At 61.7% G+C, this 13,718-nt stretch carries 16 protein-coding genes; 5 read left to right on the top strand and 11 right to left on the bottom strand.

What is annotated here, in order from left to right; genetic code table 11:
- Positions 1-75: 75 nt before the first annotated feature.
- The 5 genes from NKJ88_RS10655 to NKJ88_RS10635 form a co-directional block, all read right to left on the bottom strand.
- On the bottom strand, positions 76-1,695 hold the full coding sequence (locus tag NKJ88_RS10655; RefSeq protein WP_352444023.1) for a S53 family peptidase: 1,620 nt from the start codon (positions 1,693-1,695) through the stop codon (positions 76-78).
- A 40-nt stretch (positions 1,696-1,735) separates the two neighbouring features.
- Positions 1,736-2,398 carry an acyl-homoserine-lactone synthase gene (locus NKJ88_RS10650; protein ID WP_352444022.1) on the bottom strand — a complete coding sequence of 221 codons (663 nt, stop codon included), beginning with the start codon at positions 2,396-2,398 and terminating at the stop codon, positions 1,736-1,738.
- Positions 2,399-2,481: 83 nt separating this feature from the next.
- A complete protein-coding gene (locus tag NKJ88_RS10645; RefSeq protein ID WP_352444021.1) occupies positions 2,482-3,048 on the bottom strand; it encodes a helix-turn-helix transcriptional regulator in 567 nt (188 codons plus the stop codon).
- A gap of 307 nt (positions 3,049-3,355) precedes the next feature.
- The gene (locus NKJ88_RS10640) at positions 3,356-3,934 is read right to left on the bottom strand and encodes a hypothetical protein (protein WP_352444020.1); all 579 of its coding nucleotides are present in this window, start codon (positions 3,932-3,934) and stop codon (positions 3,356-3,358) included.
- Between the two features lie 27 nt (positions 3,935-3,961).
- Positions 3,962-4,183: a hypothetical protein gene (locus NKJ88_RS10635; protein ID WP_352444019.1), complete on the bottom strand. Its 222-nt coding sequence runs from the start codon at positions 4,181-4,183 to the stop codon at positions 3,962-3,964.
- 217 nt (positions 4,184-4,400) lie between these two features.
- Here NKJ88_RS10635 and NKJ88_RS10630 point away from each other — a divergent pair, with 217 nt between their 5' ends.
- Entirely contained in the window at positions 4,401-4,802 is a 402-nt protein-coding gene (locus NKJ88_RS10630; protein WP_352444018.1) for a hypothetical protein, read from the top strand.
- Between the two features lie 86 nt (positions 4,803-4,888).
- Here the strand turns inward: NKJ88_RS10630 and NKJ88_RS10625 are convergent, their stop codons facing one another.
- Both NKJ88_RS10625 and NKJ88_RS10620 read right to left on the bottom strand, forming a co-directional pair.
- Positions 4,889-5,488, bottom strand: a complete 600-nt coding sequence (locus tag NKJ88_RS10625) for an SOS response-associated peptidase (RefSeq protein WP_023823706.1) — start codon at positions 5,486-5,488, stop codon at positions 4,889-4,891.
- Positions 5,489-5,556: 68 nt separating this feature from the next.
- Positions 5,557-5,820, bottom strand: a complete 264-nt coding sequence (locus tag NKJ88_RS10620; RefSeq protein ID WP_023823707.1) for a DUF982 domain-containing protein — start codon at positions 5,818-5,820, stop codon at positions 5,557-5,559.
- Between the two features lie 498 nt (positions 5,821-6,318).
- Between NKJ88_RS10620 and NKJ88_RS10615 the strand changes: the two genes are divergently transcribed.
- Positions 6,319-6,777: a hypothetical protein gene (locus tag NKJ88_RS10615; protein ID WP_023823708.1), complete on the top strand. Its 459-nt coding sequence runs from the start codon at positions 6,319-6,321 to the stop codon at positions 6,775-6,777.
- Positions 6,778-6,868: 91 nt separating this feature from the next.
- On the opposite strand, the gene NKJ88_RS10610 is transcribed toward NKJ88_RS10615, so the two are convergent.
- Together NKJ88_RS10610 and NKJ88_RS10605 are read right to left on the bottom strand one after the other, a co-directional pair.
- On the bottom strand, positions 6,869-7,078 hold the full coding sequence (locus NKJ88_RS10610; protein ID WP_023696663.1) for a DUF768 domain-containing protein: 210 nt from the start codon (positions 7,076-7,078) through the stop codon (positions 6,869-6,871).
- Between the two features lie 27 nt (positions 7,079-7,105).
- A complete protein-coding gene (locus tag NKJ88_RS10605) occupies positions 7,106-7,267 on the bottom strand; it encodes a hypothetical protein (protein WP_023696664.1) in 162 nt (53 codons plus the stop codon).
- 149 nt (positions 7,268-7,416) lie between these two features.
- Here NKJ88_RS10605 and NKJ88_RS10600 point away from each other — a divergent pair, with 149 nt between their 5' ends.
- Complete coding sequence (locus NKJ88_RS10600) at positions 7,417-8,169, top strand: pseudouridine synthase (protein ID WP_023696665.1); 753 nt, start codon at positions 7,417-7,419, stop codon at positions 8,167-8,169.
- Positions 8,170-8,191: 22 nt separating this feature from the next.
- On the opposite strand, the gene NKJ88_RS10595 is transcribed toward NKJ88_RS10600, so the two are convergent.
- Positions 8,192-8,773 carry a histidine phosphatase family protein gene (locus NKJ88_RS10595; protein ID WP_352444017.1) on the bottom strand — a complete coding sequence of 194 codons (582 nt, stop codon included), beginning with the start codon at positions 8,771-8,773 and terminating at the stop codon, positions 8,192-8,194.
- 135 nt (positions 8,774-8,908) lie between these two features.
- A complete protein-coding gene (locus NKJ88_RS10590) occupies positions 8,909-10,243 on the bottom strand; it encodes a dicarboxylate/amino acid:cation symporter (protein ID WP_023823711.1) in 1,335 nt (444 codons plus the stop codon).
- Between the two features lie 231 nt (positions 10,244-10,474).
- Between NKJ88_RS10590 and NKJ88_RS10585 the strand changes: the two genes are divergently transcribed.
- Together NKJ88_RS10585 and NKJ88_RS10580 are read left to right on the top strand one after the other, a co-directional pair.
- Complete coding sequence (locus NKJ88_RS10585; protein ID WP_023823712.1) at positions 10,475-12,334, top strand: sensor histidine kinase; 1,860 nt, start codon at positions 10,475-10,477, stop codon at positions 12,332-12,334.
- A complete protein-coding gene (locus NKJ88_RS10580; RefSeq protein WP_023823713.1) occupies positions 12,331-13,680 on the top strand; it encodes a sigma-54-dependent transcriptional regulator in 1,350 nt (449 codons plus the stop codon). The genes NKJ88_RS10585 and NKJ88_RS10580 overlap by 4 nt, the downstream gene beginning before the upstream one ends.
- Positions 13,681-13,718: the final 38 nt, after the last annotated feature.

The following is a 13,718-nucleotide window of genomic DNA, read 5'->3' as shown; positions in this document are numbered from 1 at the left end:
CGCCACCATTCCCTCCATCTAATTCTTACTGAAACAAGAAAGAAGTATTATATTCCGTAACCTCGCGTTACTGCCTCATCCAACAAGTGCATGCATGAGGTTTCTCACGTTAGGGACGCCCAACCCTGTCACTTGATCATACCCTTTGTGCGCTTCATAGAGGCCGTTACTTCCACTAGTAATGTCGCTGAACGCGGCCGAACCGGCCAGCGGATAGAGTAATGGCGGGAGAAATGGTAGGGCAGCCTTACCACTTTTGAGCATCGCCTCATTAAGCAGTGCGCAGATACCTGCCCAAATGGGTGCACTCCAGCTGGTACCTCCAATTTGAACGACCTTTCCGCCCAATACTAAGAATGCTCCAAAATCCGGGTCTGCTGTTATACTTACGTCCGGGACCAAACGTTTGTCGCCGAACGCTGCAGACAACTGCTTCTGCCATGTTGGTCGATTAAAGAACCTGCTTTTGCCACCGCCGCTATTCGCCCACCCAACCTCGCTCTGTCTGCTTCCGTTGGCAGCGAGTTGCAGGGTCGTACCACCTACGCCAATGACCATAGAGTCCGAAGAGGCATATTCCGCCTGCGTCGGGCCGCCAGAACTATGCCCTGTCTGGTCGGGATTTGAGCCCGCGTCGCCGCTTGAGACGAACACGTTTACGCCCGCAGCAGCCAAACGAAGGAATTTCTGATGCTGTGTGGCCACTTCTCCATTAGGCCCGCCCAGGTACGTCTCCCCGAGCCCCAGACTGATTGAGAGTTGCCGCATGCCAGGGTTGCTCGCTAAGTCGGCGATGATACGGTCGAGCGCACGATCCAAATCGACGAAAGAGAGCGAGCCTGATGCATAAATTCGGATCTTTGCACCAGGCGCGATGCCGCTCGACCATTCAACGTCAAGCGTCTCCTCACCCTCGGGAGCATCGAGAGCACTGCCCTTCACATTTATTCTTTCAATTCTTGATAGGTCTTGCGCTAATCCATTGGCTTCCCAAAATGCTTGGAGGTCAGCATCGTCGGGGAGTGTGTCAATCAGGATCGCTATTGTCTGACCTGCCCCGCAGACACCGAGCGCATCGGCGCTATAAGCGGTCAGGATCTCGCTGACCATGTAGGGAGGCTTGTTGGCCTCGGTCTGTGCTTGGGCAACGAGACCCACTGTGGGCGTCCCGAGAGCTACCCGATTTGCGTCACTAGGTGAACGTCGCCGGCTGTTTCGATGCGCTCGTAAGAATGGCTGAAGGCCGCCGATAGCCCGAACGTTTTTGGCTAGCTTTGCCGGCAAACTCGGAACATTTCGCGCTGCGTTATGCGTGAATCCGTCGCGCGTCACGCGGACAAAATCGACGTCAAGACTCTTGGCCACGACGCTGGTCGGTGCGCGGGCATAGATACCGTCCGCAGTCACTTCTACGGTCGTGAATCCTTGCCCCTCGAGCCAATCCTGTAAAGCCGTAATGGAAGAGGCGTTGGGGTTGTACTTCTCCAGCTCCGTGGCAGATACGGTTTTGCCGCTGGAAACGAGCGCCTCGAGCTTTCCTTGTGCCCTCTTTGGAATGTCAAATGAGAAATGTATCGTCAGCTGCTCGTCCGGCTGATTGGGTTCGACCGCGTTTACCACGAGCCCCAATGGTTGATGAGTTCCTTGCGCAGGAATGGTTACGATACTATCCGGAAATGTCTTTCGGTCGGCCATGACCCGTTACTCCACAAGATTAGCACGGCGGCGAGGAGGATCAGCAGTACGAGGCCTGCTTCCTAAGCTCGCTTGCACCGATAAACGGCAACTGGGTACCCTGGCGGACCAGCAGTGTGTGGCTTATGCCAAGGATCTTCCGTACACTGGCAAGCGCTGCCTCGTTCACGTCGATGTAGGCGACGATGTACCATTCGCCGTTGTGTTCCCTTGCCAAACCCTGCGGCCTAGCATGCCATTTCAAGGCCCCGTGATGGGGCATGAAGTATGTCTCCTGGACACCACCTACCGCACAAAGACCCTCGTCGAGCGCGTATTCCATCACTGCGCAGCACAGTTGCGTTAGCGTCCCCCGCAAGCCGGTTGAGCGCTTGTCAGGAACCACAAAAGTCCGTGTCCATTCAGCCCAATCGGGACGTCTTGGGACGCCCGATCTCTCGCACATGTGCGGAAAAACCTCCGAAACCATGTGCGGCTCGCTGGTTGGGATCAATCGAGCCGAAGTCACGACGCGATCGTCTTCAATGCCAAGCAAATAGGTGGCAGCGTCAGTATCGAACTGATCACGCTCGCGCCCATCCGGACTCGGAGGGCGCCACTTCTTTTGATTCACGAAGAAGTCGTGGCGGCGGCGCAGGAACTCGTCGAACTCATTCTCGTAGAGGTGTTTGTTCAGCGCATTGACGACGTGAGCAGTTATCATCGCGCGACCCCCCTATCCTTCTCAGAAGGATAGTTGCAGCCGCGCTAAAATACGTCACCTGTCCGATCGGACAGTTGACTCGGCTACGGATGGATTAGGCGCTTTCGAACAGCTTCGACTACGGCCTGTGTAGTGGTAGCCACACCAAAGGCTTCGCGGGCCTTTGTTAGGTGCCATTTTGCCGTCCGTTCCGTGAGACCGAGGATTTGAGATGTCTCGGATGAGGTCTTCCCGGCCGCCGCCCACAGCAACACCTCTTTTTCCCGATCAGACAACAAATCCTCATCCTTCTCGTCGCCCTGCGAGAGCGCTTGAATAGACATGCCGGCGTAAACTGCCATCGTCACCAATTGCACCTCTTGCCGTGGCGAAAGTGAGCAAACCTTCTGAGACGAAGCAAATGACAGCACCGATTGCCAATGGCTAACGCTAAGCATTGGTACCGCAAAACCACTCAGGATACCGAACTCTGTTGCTTCTCCTGCGACACGTTGCGACCCGCGCGTATTGGACCATTTTGCCGGAACATCAGCCCAGACAAACGGCTTCAAGGTTTTTGCCGAGTAGATGCAAACGCCATCAACAGCTGCATGCTCGGCTTCGACATATCGTTCAAACCAACCTTTCGGCCAGCCATTCAACTCGACCATAGGAGCAAGCTTCTGCCCACCAAGCGGTACACCGCTCAGGATAAGATGTTCAACCCGAGGCTTCTCACGGTTTGATGGAGGTCGTCGAGCAGCTGCCCCGAGGTAGCATGCCTGCGGCAGCGTTCTACGAAATCGAAAACGTCTGCATCAATCATGGCGTTGCCCTCCTCAGCGCCGCGATAGAACGTTCCCAGTTTCTACGCTAGCCAATACCCTATTGAATGCGCCCATCACTTTCCACCAAATATCGAAGGGCTACGACGATTCTTGGCCCGGAATTACCCCCTTTTCTCCACCAGCATTCCTCTTAGTTGTCTGTGTCGTATTCCGCCAAGTCACATAGTAACGTTCTCCAATCCATTCGGCCGACAGCCGAGCGCTGCAATTCAACCGGGAGGCGTGGCAATCGGCAAAGCGCAATGATCAATGAGCAATGAGCAATAAGCAATAAAGAGATGGCACCCTCGCACGGCGCCATAGTGCGTATGCTTTCGCTTAGTGTTCTTCCGCCAGCATGATGGTCATACCCCCGACGGGTGACCTGGGAGTTGGCAGCGGTCGCGCCCGGCGGCGATTGTTCCGGCAACATGCGTGCCGTGACCGTGATCGTCGGTGTAGGAAATGCTGCCGGGCACGAATGTGGCGCCCCGCACCGGCGAAGCGAGATCGACATGTGGAGAAATGCCGGTGCGACGACAGCCACGACAACGCCTTGGCCGGCGTAGCCCCTGCGGCAGGCCGCCCGGGCGCCGATCTGATCGATGCCCCATGGCACGGATTCGCCAGCCAAAGCGGTTTGCAGCGCCGCCTGATGCCGACGGGCATCCAGGCCCGCCATTTCGGAATAGTCGTAGCCGTAACCATCGCTTTCCGGCTCGGTCTGCAATGTCGTGTCGAACGCCGATATTGCCCGCTAGATGACGACCCGTTCGACGCCTTCCACGGCATCGTCTGATTTCACCGCCTCGCGGATGCCCGCCACCGCTTCGTCCGGCTCGAGGTTTTGCTCCGGATAGACCGAAAGCACGCCCGTGTATGGATTGTAGACCGGCACACCTTCCGCAGGGCCGACATTGGGGTCGAAATCGTCGACGGACAGAAAACGCAGGCCCGATTCCTCGCTGGTGACTGCCATGGTCGGAGCCTTAGCGCTGACGCTGGCGCAGATGCGCCTGACGACGTCTTCAGCGTGCGGGCGAAAATCCGGTTCATGCGCCTCGATACGCCGAAATGCCTGACGGCGGACATTGCGTTCCGTACTTTCGAGAGCGGCGACCGTCTCGGCGCCAAGGACGACGAAACCACTCCACAGCGCCTCGAAGTCGGTCCGCGCAAGCTCCTGCGGCGCCGGCGTGCGGATCCTGGAGCAGGACTTTGCCTGGCGACAGTGCCGCCAGCACAGCGAGGCTGCTGCCGGTGTTTTCGATGATCGCCGGCAGCCGCAGCCGGTTCAGCCTTTGGGCGACGGCCTGGCGATCTCGGCCTTGAGCTTCAACCGCTTTGCCGCCCGCCCTATGTCTACACGGTCAGCAACCTTTTCGCCCGCGTTCGCTTGGGAACATATGTTCGTTGTGGCCATGCGCCGTACCCGGCTGGCGGGAGGGCGTCACTTCCTCATTCATCAAATAATCCACAGAAATATTTCGTTGGTACTTCTGTTGGCACGCAGTGACGATGCCGGGGGGCCAAACACTTGGAAACAAAGTCAAATTTGTTTCTTTTGGAATCCGCCTCTGGGCACCAGTTTTCTCTGAACATCAAGGGCTTGACTTCCTGGCGCCGCACCGACGGATTCCTGATTTCGGCCTGCCGGCTGTGCCGGCAAGCCTGCGCAACCGAGTTATGAACTTTCGGGGCGCACGGTCTCCACGCGCAGCGAGCCGGCTGGAAGCGGCTGCAGCAGTCCGGCTTCCGGCTTCGTCAGACTGAGCCAAGCCGCCCAATCGCCGGGCCGAAACACCACGACCTGCCGACTGTGATAGGGCGCAATATCCGGTCCAGGCTCGGTTGTCAGCATGGTGAAGGTTGGCGGCTTGTTGCCGGCAGCTTCACGCCAAAGCCCTGCGATGGCCATGAACGGCGAGCCGTTGAGCGTGAAGCGATGCTTTGCCTTCGGATACTTCGTGCCCGTGAACTCGAAGAAGGCGGATGCCGGAACGAGGCAGCGTTTGCTGCCGGCGAATTGCCTGCCTTCGGAGCGGAAGTTGAACACTGGTCCGCCTTTCGGTCCGGCCGGTGGAAATCCGAACGTCATCGACGTCAGTTCGACAGCGCCGGCGTCGCCGGCGGCGCGCATGATCGGGGCCGGATCATTGATGCGGATGTCATCAACCTGCGGCAGGTCAAGTTCCGTCTGGTGGGTCGGGATCTCGAGTGCCAGCGACTCCAGCATCCGGCAATATTCAGCCCAGAGAATATGCTGCTCATAGTCGTTGCACATGGAAGGCTCCCGACCGGTCTGCCAGTTTACGTTACGCAAACAAAGAGGCGATGGAAAGCCGTGGCCGTTCAACCCTCGCGGTCGCGCTCGACCAGTATATCGGCCTCGATCGCCGCATTGACGAAGGCAGCGCGGGCATAGTGCGCCTCTTTCAGGCCTTCGAGAACGCCGAGGCAGGCCTTGCGGGCGGCGACGTGATAGCGGCCCGTCTTCGCGGGCCAGCGGTTCATCAGGATGTCGGCGGCCTGCGCCACGCGCTCCACCTTGTAGATCGTGTTTCCGGACCTGCCGAGCGCCACGCGAACCGGCTCATCGACATGCTGGTCTTGCATGCTTCCCCTCCCGAACGCGATCGCGAGTCAATTCGGCATGCACTGAAATGGTTCCAGAAACGAAAGAAGCCCGCCGGCCTGAGCCAGCGGGCTTTCTGTTGATCAGCAAGTCTCGCGCTCAGTGGAGCTCTATATCAAGTCTCGTCAGTGGATGGCGGAACGTCAATGGTTCCGCCGCCACCTGACGTAGGCGAAGCAACATGCGCCGCAAGTTTGCCCTTCCGGTGCAGGACCGGCTTTTCGTATACTTTTTTTCATTGAAATATGCCCCAAGGCCCAAACGCCCGGCGCAACCCGCGCCTCCATCAGCCCAATGTCAACCAAATACGAAAACCGGCGCAACGCGAATGACAGGCTTGCCGCGATAGGAGATGGCGGCGTCCAACATTTGCCGCCCAATGAAATCACTTTGCGCTCATCGGCCAAATGGCGGATTTGATTTGCTTGGTGATCCCGTCTGCCTAGGGCAAACTGCCTGCCGGGGCTGCAGGAGGAGAAATGCGAGCACGCGCAGCTACGATCGGCGATCTCGAAAGTGTCTTCCGCGATCTGTCCACGCGGATGTCGGACGAGTATGTGGCCGCCGGCAAGGACAGCAAGGTCGCCTACGACAATCTGATGATGAATTTGAAGGAAGGCCGGGCGCTCGCGCTGGTCGACGGCGACAAGACGGTGGCGATCGTCGCCTGGCACGAAAACAGCGACGCCGCCGACACGCTGTTTGCCGCGCAGGAGGGTTTCTTCAGCGCCGCGACGGTCCGCTTCTGCAGGCGCCACATCCGCCACATTCAGGCGCTGGCCGGCAACCTGCCCATCCACTCGCGCAGCTGGCTGCAGCGGGCCGACGTCGGCAAATGGTTCCGTGTCATCGGTTATGTCGAACGCGGCCGGGAGAACGGCGCCACTGTGTTCGAATTGCCGCCGGCACGGGGAGCGTCAGCTGCGCGGGCTGCCTAGCGCTGGGCACCCTCGGATGCCATCACCGAAAAGCCCACCGCCAGGATGGCGATGGGCCGATATTCGCCTGCGATGGGCTCATATCGGGGGCTCAGATATCGGGCTGATCGAGTGCCTCGAAAATCACCCGTTCCAACGAACCGAACTCCTCTTCGATCTCGCTGACCTCAAGGCCTAAATGCCGAGCATCCAGGGCAGCTCGCGTGGTCAGGGTTCGAGCCGTTGCCTTGTTGGCAGGCAGTTCGCCCGGCAGGTGCTCGTGGATCCAGCCCTGCAGGAAATCAACGCCGCGCTCGCTCATCGATTTATCCCTTCCTTTATCTGGGGATCATTCACCCAGAATGACCCCAGAAGCGACGATCTGAGCCGTCAGGCTGGTGAGCCTGCCTCGCTTCACGAGCGTCGGTTTTTCGTAGATTCTCTTCATGGCGGTGCCTTTGGCGACAAATCGCTCGTCGGCAACAACGTCTCTCGCGGGGCTGCGTTCCATGGCGGGCTGTTGAGCCCGACGCCCTGACACATCGTAATTGAGAGCAGCCGCGCTCCCGCGAACTGGTGATGTTGGTGCCGCGGCAGGTTGCGAAGCCAATGCGGGGCGTGGCATTTGTCGATGCCGATCATTGGGATGGCAAGCAGGACATGGCACGGCCACCAGACATCGCCCAACACCAGGCCCCGAGCGCAGGCGTCAGCCTGAACCGGGCGCTTTCCAAACTCGGCCTGTGTTCGCGCAAGCAGGCCGAGCTGCTGATCGCCGAAGGGCGCGTGCAGGTTGGCGGCAAGGTGGTGCGCGATCCGTCGCTGCGTGTCGATCTCGGCCGCGACCGCATCGCTGTCGACGGCGAGCAGATCGTCGGCGAGGCAAAAGTCTACCTGATGATCAATAAGCCGCGCGGACAGGTCACCACGCGCGATGACCCGCAGGATCGTGGCACCGTCTATGACTGCCTGGTGGAACTGGAGTTGCCTTTCGTGTCGCCGGTCGGCCGCCTCGACAAGGCCAGCGAAGGCCTGTTGCTGATGACCAACGACACGCGCTGGGCCAACCGCCTGCTCGATCCGGCCTCGCATGTCGCCAAGACCTATCATGTCCAGATCGGCACCGCGCCCGACGAAGCGATGCTGGCGCGCTTTCGCGACGGAGCGATCGTCGACGGCGAACTGCTGACCGCAAGTTCGATCGAACTGCTGCGCAGCGGCGGCCGCACTGCCTGGCTGGAAATCGTGCTCGACGAGGGCCGCAACCGCCAGATCCGCCGCCTGCTCGGGGCATTCGACATCGAGGTGCTGAGGCTGGTTCGGGTGGCGATCGGCGGTTTGCAGCTCGGCGAGCTCGCCAAGGGCAAGGCGCGGCATCTGACATCGGAGGAATTGGCGGTGCTCGCGCGTTAAGAGGCAGGCTTGCTGAGAAACACTACTTCTGGTTCCACCTGCGTATCACCGGCTCGCTCAGATCGTGCTCATAGCCGAGGATGCTGAGGCTCGCGGTATCAAGCACGAAGTGCGCACCGCCTTCGGGTGGCAGACCGAGCCAGCGCGCGGCCAGCACGCGCAGGAAATGCGAGCTTGAAAACACCAGCACATTGCCCTCGATTGCCCGCAGCCCGGCGATGATCCTGACGGCCCTGGCACCAACATCCGCTACCGACTCGCCGTCGGGACAGCCGTCACGGAACAATTGCCAGCCGGGGCGCTGCACAAGAATCTCCTTGGTCTCAACGCCCTCATAGGCGCCATAGTCCCATTCCTGCAGGTCGTCCTTCTTGACGGCAGCAGCGCCGAAGCCGGCAAGCGTGCAGGTGCTGAAGGCTCGCTGCGACGGGCTCGACCACACCGCCTGGAAGGACAGATCCTTGAGCCGGTCCGCCACGCCGCGAGCTGCCGCCTCGCCCTTTGGCGTCAACGGTATGTCGGTGCGGCCGGTGTGTTTTCCCGAAGCGCTCCACTCCGTCTCGCCGTGACGGACGAGGTAGATTTCGGGGTACGGATTGCTCATGGGCCGGCCTTTCGGTTTTACGTCCGCACCCTACCCGGGAGGGCCCGGCCAGCGCCAGCCGCGTGCAGGCGGAAAAGGAAAGGCCGCAACCGAATCGGCTGCGGCCTTGTGCTCAAACGTCAGTGCCCGGAGCGGTCAGGCGGGCTGCAGATCGCCCGACAGCGCCAGGTCGGCTTCCTCGGACAATGTGCCGGCCATGGCGGCGGCGAACTTGGTCTGGTCGAGTTCGCCTTCCCAGCGCGCCACAACGATCGTCGCCACTGCATTGCCGACGAAATTGGTCAGCGCTCGGCATTCCGACATGAAGCGGTCGACGCCGAGGATCAGTGCCATGCCGGCGACCGGCACAGTAGGCACCACCGAGAGCGTGGCGGCCAGCGTGATAAAGCCGGCGCCGGTGATGCCGGCGGCACCCTTGGAGCTCAGCATGGCAACCAGCAGCAGCAGGATCTGGTCGCCATAGGTGAGCGGCGTGTCGGTCGCCTGGGCGATGAACAGCGCCGCCAGCGTCATGTAGATGTTGGTGCCGTCGAGGTTGAAGGAGTAGCCGGTCGGGATGACCAGGCCGACCACCGAGCGGTTGCAGCCGGCGCGCTCCATCTTGGCCATCAGGCCGGGAAGAGCGGCTTCCGAGGACGAGGTGCCGAGCACCAGCAGCAGCTCTTCCTTGATGTAGCGGATCAAGGCGAGGATCGAGAAGCCGTTGTACCAAGCGACAGCGCCGAGCACGACCAGCACGAAGAGCAGCGACGTCAGGTAGAAGGTGCCGATCAGAAAGGCGAGGTTGGCAATCGCGCCGATGCCGTATTTGCCGACGGTGAAGGCCATGGCGCCGAAGGCGCCGATAGGGGCGGCCTTCATCAGGATGGCGACCAGGCGGAAGATAGGCGAGGTCAGCGCCTGCAGGAAATCGACGACCGGGCGGCCGCGCTCGCCGACCAGAGCGAGAGAGATGCCGAACAGCACCGAGAAGAACAGCACTTGCAGAATGTCGCCTTGCGCGAAGGCGCCGGTGATGGTGTCGGGGATGATGTTGAGCAGGAAGCCGACGATGGTCGTGTCATGCGCCTTCTCGGTGAAGGTGGCGACCTTCGAGGGGTCGAGCGTCGCCGCATTGATGTGCATGCCGGCGCCCGGTTGGACGACGTTGGAGACGACCATGCCGACGACCAGCGCCAGGGTCGAAAAGACCAGGAAATAGATCATCGCCTTGCCGGCGACACGGCCAACCTTTTTCAGGTCGGAGACGCCGGCAATGCCGGTGGTCACCGTCAGGAAGATGACTGGCGCGATCACCATCTTGACCAGCTTGATGAAGGCATCGCCGAGCGGCTTCAGCGAAGCACCGAGTTCGGGATAGAAATGACCGAGCAGCACGCCGGCGGCGATCGCCGTCAGGACCTGCACGTAGAGATGACGGTAAAAGGGTAGCTTGCCGCCCGGTTCGGCGGCAGCGAATGCTGGCTGCATGACGTCCTCCATGGCGCCCCGATCGAAAGCTCGACCTCCCGGGGCAGTTGTTTTCCGCAGCCTTGCGACTGCTGTATCGGTGATAGCAACTGCCGTGCCAGACTGTGCGGCATTACCGCAGCCATTGATTTTGTTGGGTATTCGACCGACCGAGCTGGTGCCCCGCAACCGCAAGTGCGGACATCCGCATGATCGAATTGTGCTTTGTGCGAAATCATGCACAAATAGGGGATGCTGCAACGCCCTGCCGCGGTCCTGTCGCCGACGCCCGAGCAACTCGGCAAAAGCGCGCGTCGCGCCTGGCTGCTGTTTGCGGCGATCGCGCTGGTGATCGTTGCCACGGCGCTCACCGGCGCCGGCTTCTACGCGCGCCGCGCCGAGGTCGCGGCACTGGCGGCGCAAGGCCGCACCGATGCCAATCTGAAGGTAGCGTTGCTGCGCGCCGTGCTGGAAAGCCCGCGGGCGCTGCCGCTGCTCTTGTCCGAGGACCAGCAGGTGCATGACGCCCTGCAGAACAAGGGCGCTGTCACGATCGACGTGCTCAACCGCAAGCTCGAAGGGCTGGTCTCCGGCACCAAGGCTTCGGTGCTTTACGTCACCGGCGTCGACGGGTTTGCGATCGCCTCCAGCAACTGGCGCGAAACAACCAGCTTCGTCGGCAACGACTATGGCTTCCGCGCCTATTTCTCCGGCGCCATGCAATCGGGAACGGCCGAATATTTTGCGCTGGGCAACATCAGCAAGCGCCCGGGCCTCTATATTTCGCGTCGCGTCGGCAATGCGGCGGCACCGCTCGGCGTCGTCGTCGTCAAGATGGAATTCGACCAGCTTGAAGCCGACTGGCATGAGGCCAACCGGCCGGCCTATGTCAGCGACGACCACGGCGTCGTGCTGATCACCAGCGTGCCGTCCTGGCGCTTCATGACCACCGCGCCGCTGGCCGGCCCGGTGGCTGCCGCCATCCGGAGCAGCCAGCAATTCGGCAACGCGCCGCTGATCCCCTTGCCGATCACACGCCCCGAGGCATTGAGCCCTGACGTGTCGATGGTGCATGCGATAACACCGGGCGGCAGCGATGCCGAATATCTCAGGCTTTCGACACTGGTCCAATCGACGCCATGGCGGCTCGATTATCTCGTGCCGGTCGAAGCGCCGATCGCGGCTGCGGTGCGTGAGATGCGGCTGCTGGCGCTGGGCGTCGTGGTGCCGTTGCTGGCGCTGGCCGGCTATCTCCTGTGGCGCCGTCAGTCGGCGCAGATGCGCATCGCTGCCGAACAGGCAGCGCGCATCGAGCTCGAGCGCCGCGTCGTCGAGCGTACGCATGACCTCAGCCTGGCGCGCGACCGGCTGCAGGCCGAGATCACCGATCACCGCAGCACCGAAGCCAAGCTGCAGGTCATGCAGCAGGAATTGGTGCAGGCCAACCGTCTTGCTACCCTCGGCCAGGTTGCCGCCGGCGTCGCGCATGAGATCAACCAGCCGGTGGCGACCATCCGCGCCTATGCCGACAATGCCCGTGTGTTCCTGGAGCGCAAGCAGACCGCCTCGGCCGAGGAGAACCTTGGAGCGATTGCCGCGCTGACCGAGCGCATCGGCGGCATCACCGAAGAGTTGAAGGTCTTTGCCCGCAAGGGGCGCACGGCAGCCGAACCGGTCGAACTGCGCGGCGTCATCGAGGGCGCCGTGGTGCTGCTCAGAAGCCGCTTTGCCGGCCGGCTGGACGCGCTCGATATCACGCTGCCGCCGGTAACGCTCAAGGTGATGGGCAACCGGCTGCGGCTCGAACAGGTGCTGATCAACCTGTTCCAGAATGCGCTGGAAGCGCTGGACGGGCGCGACGGCGCCAGGGTGCAGGTGTCGGCCCAGGAGACGGCCGACGGCGTGGCGCTTGCCGTCGCCGACAATGGGCCGGGCATTTCGCCTGCCATCCTCAAGTCATTGTTCACGCCGTTCAACACCTCGAAGGAAAAAGGCCTGGGGCTCGGCCTCGTCATCTCGCAGGACATCGTCGCCGATTATGGCGGGCGCATCGAGGTGGCGAGCGGCAGAGACGGCACGCGCTTCACCGTTCACCTCGCCAGGGCAGCATGATGGACACCGCACCGGTCGTATTGATCGACGACGACAGCGAATTGCTGAGGGCCACTCGGCAGACGCTGGAACTCGCTGGTTTTTCCGTCTCGGCCTTTGCGGTGGCGGCCGAGGCGCTGGCCGGGCTCGACGCCAATTTTCCCGGCGTGGTGGTGTCCGACATCCGCATGCCCGGCATTGACGGCCTGCAGCTCTTCGACCGCGTCTTGCAGCTTGATGCCGACATTCCGGTCATCCTGGTCACCGGGCATGGCGACATCGCGGTTGCGGTCAAGGCGATCAAGGATGGCGCCTACGACTTCATCACCAAGCCTTTCGCCGCCGACCGGCTGGCGCAAAGTGTGGCACGGGCGGCGGAAAAGCGCCGGCTGGTGATGGAGAACCGCGCCTTGCGCGAAAGCGCCGAACAGGCGCAGGACGGCCTGCCGCTGATCGGGCAGACGCTGGCGATGGAGCGATTGCGCCGGACGCTGCGGCAAATCGCCGATACCGATGTCGACGTTCTGGTGACCGGCGAGACCGGCTCCGGCAAGGAGGTGGTGGCGAGCCTGCTGCATCGCTGGAGCCGCCGCGCCAGGGGCAATTTCGTGGCGCTGAATTGCGGCGCGCTGCCGGACACGGTCATCGAAAGCGAGCTGTTCGGCCATGAGGCCGGCGCCTTCACCGGCGCACAGAAGAAGCGCATCGGCCGGATCGAGCATTCGAGCGGCGGCACGCTGTTCCTCGACGAGATCGAAAGCATGCCGGCCTCGACCCAGGTGCAGATGCTGCGGGTGCTGGAAATGCGCGAGGTGACGCCGCTCGGCACCAATGAAATCCGGCCGGTCGACCTGCGCGTCGTCGCCGCCGCCAAGGTCGATCTCGGCGACGCCAGCCGGCGCGGCGCCTTCCGCGAGGATCTCTACTACCGGCTCAATGTGGTGACGATCTCGATCCCGCCGCTGCGCGAACGCCGCGACGACGTCGCCCTGCTGTTCTTCTACTTCGCAGAGCGTGCAGCCGGCCGCTTCCGCCGGCAAATGCCAGCCGTGCCTGCCTCAGTGCACCGCCATCTGAGCCAGCACGACTGGCCGGGCAATGTGCGTGAACTCGCGCATTTCGCCGAGCGTTTCGTGCTGGGACTCGAGGAAGCGGCGCAAGCGCCACCTTCCGCCCCGGCGGAGCCGGATGACGCCAGCTCACTGCCGGAACGGCTGGAACGCTATGAAGCCAATGTCATCCGCGAGGCGCTTGGCCGCAATGACGGCGATGTCCGGCGCACGATTGAAGCGCTCGGCATTCCGCGCAAGACCTTCTACGACAAGCTGCAGCGGCACCGCATCGTGCGCAGCGATTTTTCCAGGTAATTCATTTTCCAGGTATTCAGGCGTGTGGACCCGAAAGC

It is taken from the genome of Mesorhizobium sp. M0016 (genome assembly GCF_040324035.1).
In the GTDB taxonomy this organism is placed as follows: Bacteria; Pseudomonadota; Alphaproteobacteria; order Rhizobiales; family Rhizobiaceae; genus Mesorhizobium.
Note: the sequence above shows the minus strand (reverse complement) of the source record. Positions and strands in the feature narration are given on the sequence as shown.

Coding starts and splice junctions, on each gene's coding strand:
- NKJ88_RS10655 (WP_352444023.1), bottom strand. CDS start 1,695: ATGGCCGACCGAAAGACATTTCCGGATAGTATCGTAACCATTCCTGCG.
- NKJ88_RS10650 (WP_352444022.1), bottom strand. CDS start 2,398: ATGATAACTGCTCACGTCGTCAATGCGCTGAACAAACACCTCTACGAG.
- NKJ88_RS10645 (WP_352444021.1), bottom strand. CDS start 3,048: ATGGTCGAGTTGAATGGCTGGCCGAAAGGTTGGTTTGAACGATATGTC.
- NKJ88_RS10635 (WP_352444019.1), bottom strand. CDS start 4,183: ATGGCAGTCACCAGCGAGGAATCGGGCCTGCGTTTTCTGTCCGTCGAC.
- NKJ88_RS10625 (WP_023823706.1), bottom strand. CDS start 5,488: ATGTGCAACGACTATGAGCAGCATATTCTCTGGGCTGAATATTGCCGG.
- NKJ88_RS10620 (WP_023823707.1), bottom strand. CDS start 5,820: ATGCAAGACCAGCATGTCGATGAGCCGGTTCGCGTGGCGCTCGGCAGG.
- NKJ88_RS10615 (WP_023823708.1), top strand. CDS start 6,319: ATGCGAGCACGCGCAGCTACGATCGGCGATCTCGAAAGTGTCTTCCGC.
- NKJ88_RS10610 (WP_023696663.1), bottom strand. CDS start 7,078: ATGAGCGAGCGCGGCGTTGATTTCCTGCAGGGCTGGATCCACGAGCAC.
- NKJ88_RS10605 (WP_023696664.1), bottom strand. CDS start 7,267: ATGGAACGCAGCCCCGCGAGAGACGTTGTTGCCGACGAGCGATTTGTC.
- NKJ88_RS10600 (WP_023696665.1), top strand. CDS start 7,417: ATGGCACGGCCACCAGACATCGCCCAACACCAGGCCCCGAGCGCAGGC.
- NKJ88_RS10595 (WP_352444017.1), bottom strand. CDS start 8,773: ATGAGCAATCCGTACCCCGAAATCTACCTCGTCCGTCACGGCGAGACG.
- NKJ88_RS10590 (WP_023823711.1), bottom strand. CDS start 10,243: ATGCAGCCAGCATTCGCTGCCGCCGAACCGGGCGGCAAGCTACCCTTT.
- NKJ88_RS10585 (WP_023823712.1), top strand. CDS start 10,475: ATGCTGCAACGCCCTGCCGCGGTCCTGTCGCCGACGCCCGAGCAACTC.
- NKJ88_RS10580 (WP_023823713.1), top strand. CDS start 12,331: ATGATGGACACCGCACCGGTCGTATTGATCGACGACGACAGCGAATTG.